Below are 16,526 nucleotides of genomic sequence, written 5' to 3'. Positions count from 1 at the left end.
CAGCCAAGCGCAATTTATCAAAGCCACTCGAAGCCATGCCCTTACACTGACTGCCCATGGGCCGGAACCACACCATGCACGATCTCGACGATTCGCAATGGCGCGAACTGCTGCAGCGCCTGCGCCGCTTTGCCGTGTGGCTGACGCGCGAGCCGGGCAGTGCCGACGACCTCGTCCAGGCCACCATCGAACGCGCCTTGAGCCGCAGCGGCCAGCAGCGCGAGGCCGAGGCGCTGCGGGCGTGGCTGTTCAGCATCCTGTACCGGCTGTTTCTCGACAGCAAACGCCGTGACCGGCTGCACCGGCGCTGGTTGGCCTGGTTCAGCGGCGGCCAGGCAATCAGCGAGCCGATCGGCGACAACACCGAAGACATCATCTTCGCCCAGGCCGACTTGCAGGCATTTGCCCAGTTGTCAGCCGAGCAGCGCGCTTTGCTGTTGCTGGTCAGCGTCGAGGGCTTGAGTTACAAGGAGGCCGCCGAGGCCTTGGCTATTCCTATCGGCACGGTGATGTCGCGCTTGTCGCGGGCCCGTGCAGCATTGCGCCAACTGACCGAGGGCAGCCCAGCGTCCCCGGCCCTGCGGAGACTGAAATGACACGCCTGATCCCCACCGAGCACGAGTTGCACGCCTATATCGACGAGCGCCTTGACCCTGCGCGCCGCGCTGAAGTCCACGCGTGGCTGGATGCCAACCCGCAGGAGGCTGCACGTATCGAGGCCTGGCGCAACGACGCCCGGCGCCTGCGCGCAGCCCTGGCCGGCTTTGGCGAACTGGCCCCCGGCCCGCAGCTGGAGCTTGGCCAGTTGCAACGGCGCCTGCGTCAACGGCGTGTGCGCCGGCTGGCGACGGCTGCGGCGTTGCTGTTGAGCCTGGGTGTCGGCGGCATGGGCGGCTGGCAGGCGCGGCAAATGAGCATGGCCTCCACCGAACTGCCCATGGCCGATGCGCTGCAGGCTCATCGGTTGTTTGTCGGCAGCAGCGCATTGGATATTCAGGCCAGCGACCCTGGCCAGCTACGCGCCTGGCTGGGCAGCCATTTCAATCGGGTCGGCCAATTGCCCGACCTGGGCGGGCTGGGCTTTCAACCGGTCGGCGCGCGCCTGCTGAGCAACGAGCAAGGGCCGGCGGCGCTGGTGGTGTTCGAAGACAAGCAGGGCGAGCGGGTCAGCCTGTTCATGCGCTTGCCCGGCAAGCACTTTGCCAAGATGCCGACGGGCCAGCGCACCGATGGCCAGCTGGAAGCGCGCTACTGGTCGCATGGCGCCTACAACTTCGCCCTGGTCAGTGACGCCGACGATCAGCGCAGCGAGTCGCTGCGTGAGGTGCTCGGGGTCAGCCTGTAGCGGTTGCTGTCAGCCGCGCAGCTGTTCGATCAGGTGCCACAAACGCGGGTCGTTGAAATCATCGATGACCAGTTGCGCGCCAGCCTGCTGCAAGCGCTCGACGGTCTGGGTGGTGGCGACGGCCACGGTGAAGATCCCGGCAGCGCTGGCCGCTGTCACACCGGGCAGTGAATCTTCAAACGCCAGCGCCTGTTCAGCATTGGCCTGCAGCCGCTCCAGGCCGGTCAGGTAGGGCAGCGGGTCGGGCTTGGCCCGCGCCAGTTCGTCGGCTACCAGCACATGCGCGAAGCGTTCGCTCAGGCCCATCGCGCCAAGCATGTGCTCGGCATTCAAGCGCGGCGCATTGGTCACCACGCACATGTCGATGGCCTCGGCCTGGGCGTAATCGAGCAAGCGCAGTAACCCAGGCAACGGTTGCAGTTCGGGGGCGAGCTCGCGAAACAACGCTTCCTTGCGCTCGGCCAGCGCCTGGCGCTGCGCTGGGCTCTGATCTGGGAATAGCCTGGCGAACAGCTCGCCGTTGGCTTGGCCGCTGATCTGTTCATCGAACTGTGCCTGGGACAGCTCGCGGCCATCTTGCTCGTGCAGCAGCTGGCGGAAGGCTTGCAAGTGCAGGGTGTCGGTATCGGTCAGGGTGCCATCGAGGTCAAACAGCAGGGCGGTCAGCATCGGTTATCCATAAGCTTGAACATCGTGCAGGGGATCATAACCAATGCGCATGACGAAGGGGGCTGTTCAGTTTTCGCAGAAAAGAGTACAAATGTGCTCCATGGACAATATGACCCCCAAACGCCGCGCGATTCTGGCTTTTATCCGCGAGCGCATCACCGATCACAGCCAGCCTCCGAGCCTCGCCGATATCGCCGAGCGCTTTGGTTTTGCCTCGCGCAGCGTCGCCCGCAAGCACATCAGTGCGCTGTGTCAGGGCGGCTACCTCGAAGTCACGCCGAATCAGGCCCGTGGTATCCGCCTGGCCGAGCCTTTGCGCCGGCCTGAAATCCTCGAACTGCCGGTACTCGGCCAAGTCGCTGCCGGTGCGCCGATCGGGCCTGACCTGGATATCCACGAGCAGTTGCTGCTCGACCCAAGCCTGTTCCGGCGCACGCCCGACTACCTGCTCAAGGTGCGCGGCGAGTCGATGATCGACGACGGCATCTTTGACGGTGATCTGGTCGGCATCCGCCAGCAAGGCGAAGCCGACGACGGCCAGATCGTGGTCGCCCGGCTGGATGGCGAGGTCACCATCAAACGTTTGCAGCGTATCCCCGGCGGCTTTCGTTTGCTGCCGCGCAACCCGGCGTATGCGCCGATCGAGGTGGGCCCTGAGCGCGACTTCTTTATCGAAGGGGTCTTCTGTGGCCTGCTGAGGCGCGACTGATGGGCGCCGTGGTCGATCTGGACGGCCTGCTCGACCAGCGCCGCATATGGCGTGGCCGGCAAACCCAGGCGCGCCCGCTCGGTCTGCAGCCCACCGGTCATGCCCAACTCGATGAGCGCCTGCCCGATGGCGGTTGGCCGGCCGCAGCGCTGAGCGAACTGCTGCTGGCAAGCCCGGGCTGTGGTGAGTTGCAATTGTTATGGCCGAGCCTGGCCCGGCTCACCGCAGAAGCCGGGCGTGTGGTACTGATCGCACCGCCGTTTATCCCTTTTGCGCCGGCGTGGCAGGCAGCCGGGGTTGATCTGCGCTGGCTGATTCAGGTCGAGGCCGAGCCTGCCGATGCCTTGTGGGCTGCCGAGCAGTGCTTGCGCTCGGGCAGTTGTGCGGCGGTGCTGTGCTGGCCTGAACGGGCCGATGATCGCGCCTTGCGCCGCTTGCAGGTGGCTGCCGAAACCGGCCAGGCGCTGGCGTTCGCCTGCCGCCCGCAGCAAGCGGCGCACAATCCGTCACCGGCGGCGCTGCGTATTGCCATCGATACCCGGCCTGCACAATGGCGTGTGCTCAAGTGCCGTGGCGGCATGCCGCCTGCTGTGCCTATTGCAAGCCGCGGGCAGGGGTGATGCAGCATGTTGTGGGCCTGCATTCTATTGCCGCAGCTGGCGCTGGACAGCGTCCTGCGCGAACGCGATGACCCGGATACGCCGCTGGTATTGATCGGTGGGCCGATTCAGCGCCGGGTGCTGCAAGCGGTCAACCCGGCTGCCGCCAGGCTCGGCTTGCGTGCTGGGCAAACGCTGACAGCTGCCCGCGCATTAGCCGATGGCTTCACCTGCGTTGAAGCCGACCCTGCCCAGGTTGAGCAGGTTCAGCAGTTGCTGGCTGCCTGGGCCTACCGCTACAGCGCGCAGGTCAGCCTGCATTATCCGCGGGCCGTGTTGCTCGAAGTCGGTTCCAGCCTGCAGTTGTTCGGGCCGTGGCCGGTGTTCCAGGCGCGTTTGCGCGAAGAGCTGGATGCTCTGGGGCTGCGCCAGCGTATTGTGCTGGCGAGCAACCCGGTGGCCGCACGCATGCTTGCCAATTGTCATGACGGCCTTGCCCTGAGCGATGCCGACGACACCCGTGCGGCCCTTGCCAAGCTGCCGATCAACAAGGTCGGGCTGCCCACCGAGGCCAGCGAGGCCTTTACGCGGATGGGCCTGCGTCAGCTCGGCGAGGTGCTTGGCCTGCCGCGTGATGCGCTGGCCCGACGCTTTGCCGCCGGGGTACAGCTGCATCTGGATCAACTGCTCGGGCTGCGCAGTCTGGGTCTCGAGTTCTACCTACCGCCGGACCGCTTCGAGACGCGTCTGGAGCTCAACTTCGACGTTGAATCGCATCAGGCCCTGTTGTTCCCGTTGCGGCGGATGATCAACGACCTGGCGGCGTTTCTGGCCGGTCGCGACTGTGGCGTGCAGCGCTTCGAGCTGCACCTGGAGCATGTTGACGGCCCGGACACCGTGCTCAAGGTCGGTTTATTGGCCGCCGAACGTGATGCGACCTTGCTGTTCGAGCTGGCCCGCGGGCGCCTGGAGCCGCTGCGCATCACCGCGCCGGTGCGCAATCTGCGCTTGCTGGCGGCAGACCTGCCAGCCTTTGTGCCGCAGCATCAGGCGCTGTTCGATCCACGCGCGAAACAGGCGCAGCCGTGGGAGCAATTGCGCGAACGGCTGCGCGCGCGGCTGGGTGATGAAGCGGTGCAGGGCCTGCGTGCCGAAGCCGATCATCGCCCCGAGTGCGCCTGGCAACTCGTCAGCCAAGGTGCGTCCGGCACGCTGCAGGCGGCCGCAGATAGCCGCCCGGGTTGGTTATTGCCGGCGCCTTTGCGCTTGAGCGAGACCGATGTGCAGCTGTTGGGGCGGGCTGAACGGATCGAATCAGGCTGGTGGGATGGCGGCGATGTGCGCCGTGACTATTACCGCATCGAAACCCGTGAAGGCCTGCGCGGCTGGGCCTATCAAGACCTCGCCGAACCTGGCCCACTGTGGTTGCAGGGGTGGTTCGCATGAGCGCCGGCGGCTATGCCGAGCTGCATTGCCTGTCGAACTTCAGCTTCCAGCGAGGCGCCTCCAGCGCTGACGAGTTGTTCAAGCGTGCCCATGAGCAAGGCTATACGGCGCTGGCGATCACCGATGAGTGCACCCTGGCCGGTATCGTGCGCGCATGGCAAGCCGCCAAAGAGCACCAGCTGCGGCTGATCGTCGGCAGCGAAATACGTTTGCAGGACGGGCCGAAACTGGTCCTGCTGGTCGAGAACCTGCGCGGTTACCAAAGCCTGTGTGGCCTGATCACCCGCGCCCGGCGGCGGGCGAGCAAAGGCGAGTATCAATTGTTTGCCGCTGACCTGGAGGCCAACTGCGAGGGCTTGCTGGCGCTATGGATACCCGATGAGGCTGACGACGTGAGCGCCGGTCAGTGCCTGCGGCGCCTGTTTGGCGAGCGCTTGTATCTGGCTGTGCATCTGCACCGCGGCGCTGACGACGCCGCGCGCCTGGCTCGCTTGCGTGCGCTGGCTAACCAATTGGACATTCGCGCCGTGGCCTGCGGCGATGTGCACATGCACAGCCGTGGACGGCGTGCCCTGCAGGATTGCATGACTGCCGTGCGCCATAACTGCACGATTACCAGCGCCGGGCGTTACCTGTTCGCCAATGGCGAACGCCACCTGCGCAGCCTGGCTCAGCTCAACGAGCTGTACCCGGCAGACCTGCTCGAACAAAGCCAGTTGATCGCCGAGCGCTGTCACTTCGACTTGAGTGAGCTGAAATACCAGTATCCACGCGAAGTGGTGCCGCCAGGGCAAACCCCGGCAAGTTGGTTGCGCAGCCTGTGCGAACAGGGCTTACCCCGGCGTTGGCCGGACGGCGCCAGTGCCGAGGTGCGGCAGGTGCTCGACAAGGAGCTGGCGCTGATCGAAGAGCTGCACTACGAGAGCTACTTTCTCACCGTGCACGACATCGTCGATTTCGCCCGCAAGCAAGGCATTCTCTGTCAGGGGCGGGGCTCAGCAGCCAACTCGGTGGTTTGCTTTGTACTAGGTATCACCGAGCTTGATCCGATGCAGCACCACCTGCTGTTCGAGCGTTTTCTCTCACGCGAGCGCAACGAGCCGCCCGATATCGATGTGGACTTCGAGCACAACCGCCGCGAAGAGGTCATTCAATATGTGTTCCGCCGCTATGGTCGCCACCGTGCAGCACTGACCGCTGTGGTCAGTACCTATCACGCGGCTGGCGCAGTGCGCGATGTGGCGCGGGTGCTCGGGCTGCCGGCCGATCAGGTTGATGCCCTGGCAAAGTGTTGCGGCCGCTGGACGGATCGCATCCCCGATGCGCAGCGCCTGGCTGAGGCGGGCTTCGAGGCGCAAAGCCCGTCGTTGCGGCGGATACTGGTGTTGGCCGGCGATCTGATTGGTTTTCCCCGGCACCTGTCGCAGCACCCTGGGGGCTTTGTCATTTCCGAGCAACCGCTGGACCAGCTGGTGCCGGTGGAAAACGCGGCCATGGCCGAGCGCACGGTCATCCAGTGGGACAAGGACGACCTCGATATGGTCGGCCTGCTCAAGGTAGATGTGCTGGCGCTGGGTATGCTCAGCGCGCTTCGCCGTTGTTTCGATCTGCTTGCCCATCACCGCGGGCGCCATTTGACCCTGGCCACCATCCCCAGCGAAGACCCGGCTACCTACGCCATGATCAGCCGTGCCGAGACCATTGGCGTGTTCCAGATCGAATCGCGGGCGCAGATGGCCATGCTGCCGCGGCTCAAACCGCAGACGTTTTATGACCTGGTGATCGAAGTAGCGATCGTCCGCCCGGGCCCGATTCAGGGCGATATGGTCCACCCGTATCTGCGCCGGCGGCTGAAGCAGGAAGAGGTGACGTATCCATCGCCAGCCCTCGAGGCCGTGTTCAAACGCACGCTGGGCGTGCCGCTGTTTCAGGAACAGGTCATGGAGTTGGCGATGGTTGCCGCCGACTATAGCCCTGGCGAAGCCGACCAGTTGCGCCGCAGCATGGCCGCCTGGAAACGCCACGGCGGCCTTGAACCGCACCGCGTGCGCTTGCTCGAAGGCATGCAGCGCAATGGCTACGAGCTGGACTTTGCCGAGCGCATCTTCGAGCAGATCAAGGGCTTTGGCAGTTATGGCTTCCCCGAGTCGCACGCTGCCAGCTTTGCCTTGTTGTGTTATGCCAGCAGCTGGCTCAAGTGCCACGAACAGGCGATCTTCACCTGTGCCTTGGTCAACAGCTGGCCAATGGGCTTCTACAGCCCTGACCAGTTGCTCCAGGATGCCAGGCGTCAGGGCATCGAAGTGCGCCCGGTGGACGTCTTTTACAGCGAGTGGGACTGCACCCTCGAGCCCTTGGCCGGCGACGCCTTGGCCATTCGCCTGGGCTTGCGCCAGATCCGCGGCTTCACCGAAGCCGACGCTTCACGGCTGCAGCACGCCAGGCAGCAACGGCCGTGGCGCGATGTCGAAGACCTGTGCCTGCGCGCCGAACTCGACAGCCGTGCCCGCGCGCGCCTGGCCGATGCCGGGGCGTTGCGCGGGTTGGCCAGCGATCGTCATCAGGCCCGCTGGCAAGTGGCTGCGGTGCAGGCGCAACTACCCTTGTTCGCCGATATCGGCAGCGCTGGCGAGCAGGTCGTTGCGTTGCCAAGGCCAACCGTGGCGCAGGACCTGGTAGCCGATTACGCCACCCTTGGCACCACCCTTGGGCCGCACCCGTTGAGTCTGTTGCGTCCGCGCCTGCGCGCGCTCGGGTGTCGCAGTTCGGCGGAGCTGGACAGCGTCGAGCATGGTGATGCAATTGCCGTGACCGGTCTGGTGGTTGGCAGGCAGCGTCCAGGCACGGCCAGCGGGGTGACGTTTGTCACCCTGGAAGACGAGGCGGGCATGGTCAACGTGGTGGTCTGGCGCGACCTGGCCGAACGTCAGCGAAGGGCGCTGGTTGGCGCCCAGTTGCTCAAGGTCAGTGGCCGGCTGGAACATGAGAAAGGCGTCAGGCACTTGATTGCCCGTCGCCTGGAAGACGTCAGCCCGCTATTGCAAGGGCTGGACGTGCGCAGCCGCGACTTTCATTGAGGCCGGTCTAGACCATCGCCAGGTGCTGCTTGCGCGTAGGCGGAGCAAAGGCCTGATCAATCGCTTGCAGGTCGGCAGCGCTCAAGCTCAGTTCGCCTGCCGCAGCATTAAGCTGCACATGGCGTGGGTCGACGGCCTTGGGGATGGCAATCACCCCCGCATGGCGGGTAACCCAGGCCAGGCTGACCTGCGCTGGGGTAGCGTTATGGCGCGCGGCGATTTCGGCCATCAGCGGATGCTGCAGTAGCTGACCTGCCTGGGCCAGCGGGCAGTAAGCCATGATCGGCATCTGCTGCGCCTGGCTCCAGGGCAACAGGTCGAACTCGATGCCGCGCTGGGCCGGGTTGTACAGCACCTGGTTGGCGGCACAGGCAGCGTTATCCAGCTCGATCATGTCGTCCAGATCGAAGTTGGAAACCCCCCAGCGGCGAATCTTGCCTTGTTCGCGCAAGCGCTCGAAGGCCTCTACGGTCTCTTCCAGCGGATACTGGCCACGCCAGTGCAGCAGGTACAGGTCAATGCAATCGGTGCCCAGCCGGCGCAGGCTGCGCTCGCAGGCTTGCGGCACGCCGCGCTGGCTGGCGTTGTGCGGGTAGACCTTGCTGACCAGAAACACCTGGTCACGGCGACCGGCCAAGGCGGCGCCGACCACTTCTTCGGCACCACCCTCGGCATACATCTCGGCGGTGTCGATCAGGTTCATGCCAAGCTCGATGCCTTGCTGCAAGGCCGCCACCTCGGCGGCCTTGCGCGCAGGGTCTTCGCCCATGTACCAGGTGCCTTGGCCTATGGCGGTAACGCGGCGGTCTGCAAGTTCTACTGTGCGCATGTCAACTCCTGTGGCGGGGTGTGGGCAATGACGACATCCAGCAGCGCCTCGGCTGCGGTTGAAAGCTTGTGTTCACTCAGCGAAATAACGCCGATGCGCCGTTCGACGCTCGGTTCCACCAAGGCCACGCAGCGGGCGCCAAGCTCCTGCATCTGCTTGATGCACAGGGCCGGCACAGCGCTGACGCCCAGGCCATTGGCGACCATGCGGCCGATGGTGGTCAACTGATGACTCTCGAACGCCACGGTCAATTTGCCATGGCCGGCAGCGACGTTCTGTTCGAGCAGCAGGCGCACCGCAGAGGGTCGTTGCAAGGCGATGAAATCTTCGGCCAGCAATGCCTGCCAACTTACTTCAGGCTGCAACGCCAGCGGTGAGTCGGCTGGCACCACCGCCACGAAGCGGTCCATGTACAGCGGCACAAAGCGCAGGCCGTCGAGGTTGTCCGGCTCGAAACCAATGCCTAGTTCGACGCGGCGATGACGCACCAGTTCCTGCACCTGTTCATTGATCACGTCATGCACGGTGACGTTGACCCGCGGATAGCGCTGGCGAAACACCTTCAACGCCTGCGGCAGCAGGTTGCCAGCAAAGGCCGGCATTGCCGCCACAGAGACTCGGCCCAATTGCAGGGTGAAGCGCTGGCGCAGCATCTCTTCGGTGTCGTCCCAGTCGGCCAGCAGCCGCCGCGCCAACGGCAGCAGCACCTCGCCTTCGGGGGTCAGGCTGACGCTGCGGGTGGTGCGGGCGAGCAGGGCGCCGCCGAGGTTGTCCTCCAGCGCCTTGATGGTCAGGCTCAAGGCCGGCTGCGACACATGCAGGTGCTCGCCGGCCTGGGCAAAGCTCAGGTACTTGGCTACGGTGACAAAGGCACGCAACTGCTTGACGTTCATGCGGGGGTGAGCCTTTTCTTTTAGAAAAATTATCAATCGATGACTAAAACAAAATTAACAAATCAGTCGGCAGCGGTGAAGATGGCTGCACGCACAAACAACTATAAAGGCGAATCAGCATGGCCGGACTGGACAAGCGCGTTGCAACCTACGAAGAGGCCCTGGCAGGCCTGACCGACAACATGACCGTACTGGCCGGCGGCTTCGGCCTGTGCGGCATCCCGGAAAACCTCATCGCCCAGATCAAGCGCAGCGGGGTCAAGGGCCTGACCGTGGTCTCGAACAACTGCGGCGTCGATGGTTTTGGCCTGGGCATCCTCCTCGAAGAGCGGCAGATCGCCAAGATGATCGCGTCCTATGTCGGCGAAAACGCCGAGTTCGAGCGTCAGTTGCTCAGCGGCGAACTGGAAGTCGTGCTGACCCCGCAAGGCACCCTGGCCGAGAAAATGCGCGCTGGCGGCGCTGGCATCCCGGCCTTCTTCACCGCCACCGGCTATGGCACCCCGGTTGCCGAAGGCAAGGAAGTGCGTGAGTTCAATGGCCGCAAGTACATCCTCGAAGAAGCCATCACCGGCGACTTCGCCATCGTCAAAGGCTGGAAGGCCGACCACTACGGCAACGTGGTGTATCGCAACACGGCGCAGAACTTCAATCCGCTGGCCGCTACCGCCGGCAAGATCACCGTGGTCGAGGTTGAGGAGATCGTCGAGCCCGGCGTGTTGCTGCCGAGTGAGATCCATACCCCAGGGATCTTCGTCGATCGTGTGATTGTCGGCACCTTCGAGAAGCGCATCGAAAAGCGCACCGTCAAGGCCTGAACGCCGCCCATAGAACAACAAAGAGATCCAGACCATGGCACTGACCCGCGAACAGATGGCTCAACGCGTTGCCCGTGAACTGCAGGACGGCTTCTACGTCAACCTCGGCATCGGCATTCCTACTTTGGTGGCCAACTATGTGCCCGCTGACATGGACGTGATGCTGCAATCGGAAAACGGCCTGCTCGGCATGGGCGAGTTTCCCACTGAAAGCACCATCGATGCCGACATGATCAACGCCGGCAAACAAACCGTCACCGCCCGCCGCGGCGCCTCGATCTTCGATTCGGCACAATCGTTCGCGATGATCCGCGGCGGCCACGTCGACCTGACCGTGCTCGGCGCCTTCGAAGTGGATGTGGAAGGCAACATTGCCTCGTGGATGATCCCCGGCAAACTGGTCAAAGGCATGGGCGGCGCCATGGACCTGGTAGCTGGCGCTGAGAACATCATCGTCACCATGACCCATGCGTCCAAGGACGGTGAGTCCAAGCTGCTGTCGCGCTGCAGCCTGCCGTTGACCGGCGCTGGCTGCATTCGCAAGGTGCTGACCGACCTGGCTTATCTGGAAATCGAAAACGGTGCGTTCATCCTGCGTGAAACCGCGCCGGGCGTGACGGTCGAAGAAGTGATCGCCAAGACCGCCGGCAAGCTGATCGTTGCCGATGATGTGAAAGAAATGACCTTCTGATCACCGCTAGTTTGCCCCAGCCCCCTGTAGTGGTGGGCTTGCTCTGCGAAGGCTGACCCCTTTGCCGAGCAGGCCCGTTGCTGCAGGTTTTTTGCGTGTGCCTTGAAATCCCCTGACAAGACCAATAAAAGGAAAACTACCGTGGCCGCTGAAATTCAGGATAGCCGCTCCGCCCGGTTCGCTCTGCGCTGCTCCAATTGGGCCGAGCGCTGGTTCCCCGACTCGTGGGTGTTTGCCGCCTTGGCCGTGGTGCTGGTGTGCGTGGCCGCAATGGCCATGGGCGCCAAGCCGACCGACACTGCCAAAGCCTTTGGCGATGGTTTCTGGAGCCTGATCCCGTTCACCATGCAGATGGCCTTTGTGGTCATCGGCGGTTATGTGGTCGCCAGCTCACCGCCGGCGGCACGGCTGATCGATCGGCTGGCACGCATTCCGAAAAACGGCCGTTCTGCAGTCTGCTGGGTGGCGCTGATCTCGATGGTGGCGTCGTTGCTCAACTGGGGCCTGTCGCTGGTGTTTGGCGGCTTGCTGGTACGGGCATTGGCCCGTCGCACCGATCTGAAAATGGACTATCGCGCTGCAGGCGCCGCGGCTTACCTTGGCTTGGGCGCGGTGTGGGCGCTGGGCTTGTCGTCGTCGGCGGCGCAGTTGCAGGCCAACCCGGCCAGCCTGCCGCCGTCGATCCTGTCGATCACCGGCGTGATCCCCTTCACCGAGACCATCTTCCTCTGGCAGTCCGGCGTCCTGCTGGCGGCGCTGGTGATCGTCTCGCTGATCGTGGCCTATGCCACCGCACCCGGCGCCAGCAGCGCGCGTACTGCCGAGCAATGCGGTATCGACCCCAGCTTCACCGCGCCGCCGCCGGCGCAGCGCACCCGTCCCGGTGAGTGGCTGGAACACAGCCCGGTGCTGACCCTGTTGCTGGTGGCATTGGCTGCTGGCTGGCTGTACCAGGAGTTTGCCAGCAAACCGGCGATCACCGCGATTTCCGGGCTCAACACTTACAACTTCCTGTTCATCATGCTCGGCGCTCTGTTGCACTGGCGGCCGCGCAGTTTTCTCGATGCAGTAACCCGCGCAGTGCCGACCACTACCGGAGTGCTGATCCAGTTTCCGCTGTATGGCTCGATTGCCGCAGTGCTGACCCAGGTCAAGGGCATCGATGAGCAGACCCTGGCTCACCATATTTCGACCTTCTTCGTGCAGATCGCCACGCACGACACCTATGCCTTGCTGATGGGTGTGTACTCGGCCGTGCTGGGCTTCTTCATCCCCTCGGGCGGCGGCAAGTGGATCATCGAGGCGCCGTACGTGATGCTGGTGGCCAACGACCTGCAGTATCACCTTGGCTGGGCGGTGCAGATCTACAACGCGGCCGAAGCCTTGCCCAACCTGATCAACCCGTTCTACATGTTGCCGCTGCTTGGGGTGCTTGGGCTCAAGGCGCGGGACCTGATCGGCTTCTCGTTCGTGCAACTGCTGGTGCATGCGCCGTTGGTGCTGGTGCTGCTGTGGGCACTCGGCTCGACCTTGCAGTACACGCCACCGGTGATGCCGTGAGCGGATCTGAACCCTTGAATAGCTAGGCCCGCTCACGGCTGACAGATAAAACGACAACGCCTGCCTCACCCTTCATTGGGGCAGGCAGGCGTTTTCTTCGAGCAAGCGACTCAGCGCAGGTGCGCGAGCAGTTGCTGCAGTTTTTCGATGTTCTGCTGATCCAGCGCGAACACCGGCCGGCGTGGTTCACCCGCGTCCAGCCCGGTCAGGGTCAGGCCGGCCTTGACGGTGGCCGGCAGGCCGCCTTTGAGGATGAATTCAAGCAGCGGCAGCTGCCGGTAGAACAGCGTTTTGGCCTGTTCCAGATCACCCGTCAGTACCGCGTGGTACAGCTCAAGGTTGAGTTCGGGGATCAGGTTGCACGCCGCCGTGCACCAGCCCTTGGCACCCGCCGCGAAGGCTTCCAGCGCCAGTGGGTTGCAGCCGTTGTAGAACGGCACCCGACCCTCACCGAGTACATGCAGCTTGTGCATCCGCTGAATATCACCAGTACTTTCCTTGACCATGGTGACGTTGTCGATTTCGCGCACGATGCGCAGGATCAGGTCCACCGGCATGTCGGTGCCGCTGGTGGCCGGGTTGTTGTAGAGCATGATCGGCAGGTCTACCGAGGCTGCGATGGAGCGGTAGTGCTGGACAATCTCGCGCTCGCTGAGCTTCCAGTACGCGGTCGGCAACACCATCAGCGCATCGGCGCCATGTGCCTGGGCAAAACGAGCACGGCGGATCGCCCCGGTAGTGGTCAGGTCAGAGACGCTGACGATGCTCGGCACGCGCTTGGCAATGCTGGCCAGGCTGTACTCGGCGACCTGTTGCCATTCACTGTCGCTCAGGTAGGCGCCTTCACCGGTGCTGCCCAGCGGCGCGATCACATGCACGCCACTGTCGATCAGACGCTCGATGCACTGGCCGAGTGCTGGCAGGTCAAGCTGCTCGCCGGCATGGCTGAACGGGGTAACGGTGTAGCCGATGATGCCGTGGAATTGTGTAGTCATGGTGCAAGGCTCCGCAAACAAGGCAGGGTTGATCAGTTCAGGCAGTCTTCATGCTTACGCAGGCACTGGCGGGCGTAATAGTTGAAGGCAGCGGTGTGGCGTTTGGGCCGGTCGATCCAGTCATGTGCCTCGCGGCCCAACGCGGGAGTGATTGGTTTGATGGTGCCGGCAGCCATCGCCAGCAATTGCAGGCGGGCGGCACGCTCGATCAACTGGGCGTAGACGCAGGCTTGCTCGACGCTGGCACCGGTCGACAGCTGGCCATGGTGCGAGAGCAGAATGGCGCGCTTGTCGCCCAGCGCATTGCTGATCAGTTCGCCTTCTTCGTTGCCCACCGGGACACCTGGCCAGCCCTCGAGAAACGCGCAGTCCTCAAAAAGCGGGCACAGGTCCATGTGCGAGACCTGCAGCGGCACTTCAAGCATCGACAGCGCGGCGACATGGGTCGGATGCGTGTGAATGATGCAGTTGACGTCGGGACGGGCGCGATAGACCCAGCTGTGAAAGCGGTTGGCCGGGTTGGGCATGCCCTGGCCTTCGAGCACTTCCAGGTCCTCATTGACCAGCAGCAGGTTGCTCGCACTGATCTCGTCGAAACCCAAGCCCAACTGCTGGGTGTAGAAGGTACCGGTTTGTGGCCCGCGGGCGCTGATTTGCCCAGCCAGGCCGGAGTCATGGCCGTGGTCGAACAGAATTCGGCAGGTCAGTGCCAGCTTTTCACGCACGCTCCACGTATTATCAGCGAGCGAACTTTGCATCTGAGTCAGCGCCTGGCGCACCAGTTGCTCTTTGCTGTGTGACAGGGTTGTGGCCATGGGCGACTATCCTCTGTGGCGAATGATGAAGGTCAGCGCTCTGTGCTCGGCTGTGTGGTGTGGTCCGAGCTTGATGATGCGCTAAATGACACGAGATATCCTATATGACACAAAGTGTCATAAGCAACAGCGTTTCTTGGGAATACCGAAATTCATGTCTATCCGATTGAAATTGCTGAGAAAAAAACTCGGTATCACGCTTGAGGTACTGGCGGACAAAGCCGGGATGACTAAGAGCTACCTGTCCAAAGTCGAGCGCGGCTTGAACACGCCATCAATTGCCAGTGCGCTGAAATTGGCGCGGGCGTTGAACGTCAACGTCGAGGAACTGTTCTCCGAAGACGCCACCGATCAGGCTCGCTACAGCCTGGTCCGCCAGGGCGAACGGCAGGCCTTGGTCGGCAGCGGTGAGGGCCCGGGCTATGCCGTGCTGACCTCCCAGGTCGGCCAGCGCAGCCTGCTGCCGTTTCTGATCCAGCCACCCACCGAGTTCAGCGATCCGACCTTCAAAGAGCACCAGGGCGAGGAGTTTCTGTTCGTCCATAGTGGCCAGGTTGAGGTCGATTTCATGAACGAGCGGGTGCTCCTGGGGCAGGGCGATGCCTTGCATTTCAATGCCCAGACTCCCCATCGGCTGCGCTCGATCGGCCCGCAGCAGGCGCAGTTGCTGGTGGTAGTGCAGGGCGGCGAGTAAGGGGCCAGGCGATGATCGAGGTCTCACGGTTCTGGCGCGATCCGGCATTGCCTTTTGTTGAAGCGCGACGCGTGGGCGACGGCCGCCAGGTGTGTTACGCGGCGCACTCCCATGAGAGCTTCTCGCTTGGAGTGATTACGGGTGGGCGCAGCAGCTACATGACTGGAGCGGTCAGTCATGAGGTGACTGCGGGCAGCACGGTGTTGATCAAACCGGGCGTGGTGCACAGTTGCAACCCAGTTGCTGGCGAGCCGTGGTCGTACCTGATGCTGTTTGTCGATATGCCGTGGATGGATGCGCAAGGCGTGCAGTTGCCAGAGGCAACCCTGAGCCATTCCCCAGCGCTGTACAGCCGGGTACTGCAGTTGTTCGCGAACGTGTTCGATGAAGCGACGGCCGAGCGCGAAGCCTTGCTGGCAGCTTTTTTTCGGGACTTGCCCGGCTATCTGCAACCCGAGGCAGCGACGCCGAGTGATGAGCATGCGCAATTGGAAGCTGGCGCCGCGTTCATCCGCACGCACCGGCAGGACCCGCTGACCCTCGCCGATATCTGCGCCGCTGCTGGGTTGTCGCGGGCCTACCTGATTCGTGCCTTCCGCCAACGCTTTGGGCTGACGCCACATGGCTATCTGTTAGACCAGCGCGTGCAGTATGCGCGCAGCCAACTGCGTCTCGGCCGGCCCATCGCCGCGGTGGCGGTGGATGCCGGGTTTGCTGATCAGGCGCACCTGCAGCGCGCATTCAAGCGGCACCTGGCGACAACCCCCGGGCACTACCGTAGCGCCTCAGGCTCGCAGCAGCACCACAGCGCTGGCCACGAGTAATGCCGCCAGCAGGCGATTGAACAGGCGTATGCGCTGTGGGTGGGTCAGGTATTGGCTAACCACACTGCCGGCCCACGCCCAGCAGGCGATCGAGACAAAGCAGATCGGCGCGTAGATTGCGCTGAACAACCACAGCAGGTGGTGATCCCCGCCGGTGTACGCGCCCACGCCTGCAACCGCCGCCAGCCACGCCTTGGGGCTCAGCCACTGCATGGCCGCGCCTTGCCAGGCGGAGGGTGCCGGCAGTTGTTGTTCAGTGGCCAGCTCGCCGTTGTCGCGGGCCAGTTGCCAGGCCATGTATAACAGGAACAACACACCGCCCCACAACAGTAACTGGCCCAGTGCTGGCCAGCGCAGCAACAGCTGGTGCACACCCAAACCGCACAGCAGCAGTAGCAAACAGAAACCCAGCGTCGCACCTGCGACATGGCCAAGGCTTGCCCGCAGGCCGTGGCGGGCACCGCTGGCCAGGGCTACGATATTGACGGGGCCGGGTGAAATAGAGGCTGCCAGGGCAAAGGCGGCCATGGACAAGGACAGGCTCATGAGCAGGATTCCACTG

The 16,526-nt window shown here is 63.6% G+C and carries 17 protein-coding genes; 11 read left to right on the top strand and 6 right to left on the bottom strand.

The window, feature by feature from the left end; genetic code table 11:
* Positions 1 to 74: 74 nt before the first annotated feature.
* Both ACQZ2L_RS09185 and ACQZ2L_RS09180 read left to right on the top strand, forming a co-directional pair.
* On the top strand, positions 75 to 596 hold the full coding sequence (locus tag ACQZ2L_RS09185) for a sigma-70 family RNA polymerase sigma factor (RefSeq protein WP_430325766.1): 522 nt from the start codon (positions 75 to 77) through the stop codon (positions 594 to 596).
* Positions 593 to 1,345, top strand: coding sequence for an anti-sigma factor family protein (locus ACQZ2L_RS09180; RefSeq protein ID WP_430325765.1), 753 nt, complete (start codon positions 593 to 595; stop codon positions 1,343 to 1,345). Before ACQZ2L_RS09185 ends, ACQZ2L_RS09180 begins: the two co-directional genes overlap by 4 nt.
* A gap of 9 nt (positions 1,346 to 1,354) precedes the next feature.
* On the opposite strand, the gene ACQZ2L_RS09175 is transcribed toward ACQZ2L_RS09180, so the two are convergent.
* The gene (locus tag ACQZ2L_RS09175) at positions 1,355 to 2,014 is read right to left on the bottom strand and encodes an HAD family hydrolase (RefSeq protein WP_430325764.1); all 660 of its coding nucleotides are present in this window, start codon (positions 2,012 to 2,014) and stop codon (positions 1,355 to 1,357) included.
* A 91-nt stretch (positions 2,015 to 2,105) separates the two neighbouring features.
* On the opposite strand from ACQZ2L_RS09175, the gene lexA reads away from it, so the two are divergent.
* The 4 genes from lexA to ACQZ2L_RS09155 are packed head-to-tail and all read left to right on the top strand — an operon-like array spanning position 2,106 to position 7,845.
* Positions 2,106 to 2,723: a transcriptional repressor LexA gene (lexA, locus tag ACQZ2L_RS09170; RefSeq protein WP_430325763.1), complete on the top strand. Its 618-nt coding sequence runs from the start codon at positions 2,106 to 2,108 to the stop codon at positions 2,721 to 2,723.
* Complete coding sequence (imuA, locus tag ACQZ2L_RS09165) at positions 2,723 to 3,343, top strand: translesion DNA synthesis-associated protein ImuA (protein ID WP_430325762.1); 621 nt, start codon at positions 2,723 to 2,725, stop codon at positions 3,341 to 3,343. The genes lexA and imuA overlap by 1 nt, the downstream gene beginning before the upstream one ends.
* Positions 3,344 to 3,349: 6 nt before the next feature.
* Complete coding sequence (locus tag ACQZ2L_RS09160) at positions 3,350 to 4,768, top strand: Y-family DNA polymerase (RefSeq protein WP_430325761.1); 1,419 nt, start codon at positions 3,350 to 3,352, stop codon at positions 4,766 to 4,768.
* Positions 4,765 to 7,845 carry an error-prone DNA polymerase gene (locus ACQZ2L_RS09155; RefSeq protein WP_430325760.1) on the top strand — a complete coding sequence of 1,027 codons (3,081 nt, stop codon included), beginning with the start codon at positions 4,765 to 4,767 and terminating at the stop codon, positions 7,843 to 7,845. The genes ACQZ2L_RS09160 and ACQZ2L_RS09155 overlap by 4 nt, the downstream gene beginning before the upstream one ends.
* 7 nt (positions 7,846 to 7,852) lie before the next feature.
* On the opposite strand, the gene ACQZ2L_RS09150 is transcribed toward ACQZ2L_RS09155, so the two are convergent.
* Together ACQZ2L_RS09150 and ACQZ2L_RS09145 are read right to left on the bottom strand one after the other, a co-directional pair.
* Entirely contained in the window at positions 7,853 to 8,674 is an 822-nt protein-coding gene (locus ACQZ2L_RS09150) for an aldo/keto reductase (protein ID WP_430325759.1), read from the bottom strand.
* Entirely contained in the window at positions 8,662 to 9,567 is a 906-nt protein-coding gene (locus ACQZ2L_RS09145; protein ID WP_430325758.1) for a LysR family transcriptional regulator, read from the bottom strand. The genes ACQZ2L_RS09150 and ACQZ2L_RS09145 overlap by 13 nt, the downstream gene beginning before the upstream one ends.
* A 119-nt stretch (positions 9,568 to 9,686) precedes the next feature.
* On the opposite strand from ACQZ2L_RS09145, the gene ACQZ2L_RS09140 reads away from it, so the two are divergent.
* The 3 genes from ACQZ2L_RS09140 to ACQZ2L_RS09130 all read left to right on the top strand — a co-directional run bounded on the left by ACQZ2L_RS09140 (position 9,687) and on the right by ACQZ2L_RS09130 (position 12,636).
* A complete protein-coding gene (locus tag ACQZ2L_RS09140) occupies positions 9,687 to 10,385 on the top strand; it encodes a CoA transferase subunit A (protein WP_101318837.1) in 699 nt (232 codons plus the stop codon).
* A 34-nt stretch (positions 10,386 to 10,419) separates the two neighbouring features.
* Positions 10,420 to 11,076, top strand: coding sequence for a CoA transferase subunit B (locus ACQZ2L_RS09135; protein ID WP_314873723.1), 657 nt, complete (start codon positions 10,420 to 10,422; stop codon positions 11,074 to 11,076).
* Between the two features lie 141 nt (positions 11,077 to 11,217).
* Entirely contained in the window at positions 11,218 to 12,636 is a 1,419-nt protein-coding gene (locus ACQZ2L_RS09130) for a short-chain fatty acid transporter (RefSeq protein ID WP_101318841.1), read from the top strand.
* A gap of 110 nt (positions 12,637 to 12,746) precedes the next feature.
* Here the strand turns inward: ACQZ2L_RS09130 and ACQZ2L_RS09125 are convergent, their stop codons facing one another.
* The gene (locus ACQZ2L_RS09125; RefSeq protein ID WP_430325757.1) at positions 12,747 to 13,631 is read right to left on the bottom strand and encodes a dihydrodipicolinate synthase family protein; all 885 of its coding nucleotides are present in this window, start codon (positions 13,629 to 13,631) and stop codon (positions 12,747 to 12,749) included.
* A gap of 32 nt (positions 13,632 to 13,663) precedes the next feature.
* Complete coding sequence (locus ACQZ2L_RS09120; protein ID WP_430325756.1) at positions 13,664 to 14,446, bottom strand: aldolase; 783 nt, start codon at positions 14,444 to 14,446, stop codon at positions 13,664 to 13,666.
* Positions 14,447 to 14,600: 154 nt separating this feature from the next.
* Here ACQZ2L_RS09120 and ACQZ2L_RS09115 point away from each other — a divergent pair, with 154 nt between their 5' ends.
* Positions 14,601 to 15,140, top strand: coding sequence for a helix-turn-helix domain-containing protein (locus ACQZ2L_RS09115; RefSeq protein WP_430325755.1), 540 nt, complete (start codon positions 14,601 to 14,603; stop codon positions 15,138 to 15,140).
* Positions 15,141 to 15,151: 11 nt separating this feature from the next.
* Positions 15,152 to 15,964 (top strand): AraC family transcriptional regulator, encoded by an 813-nt coding sequence (locus ACQZ2L_RS09110; RefSeq protein WP_430325754.1) that lies wholly within the window; start codon positions 15,152 to 15,154, stop codon positions 15,962 to 15,964.
* Here ACQZ2L_RS09110 and ACQZ2L_RS09105 read toward each other — a convergent pair.
* On the bottom strand, positions 15,926 to 16,510 hold the full coding sequence (locus ACQZ2L_RS09105) for a LysE family translocator (RefSeq protein ID WP_430325753.1): 585 nt from the start codon (positions 16,508 to 16,510) through the stop codon (positions 15,926 to 15,928). The two genes, ACQZ2L_RS09110 and ACQZ2L_RS09105, sit on opposite strands and share 39 nt — an antisense overlap.
* Positions 16,511 to 16,526 lie beyond the last annotated feature (16 nt).

Source organism: Pseudomonas shirazensis (assembly GCF_050496565.1).
Lineage (GTDB): Bacteria > Pseudomonadota > Gammaproteobacteria > Pseudomonadales > Pseudomonadaceae > Aquipseudomonas > Aquipseudomonas shirazensis_A.
The sequence above is the reverse complement of the archived record's forward strand: the minus strand, read 5'-3'. Positions and strand labels throughout refer to the sequence as shown.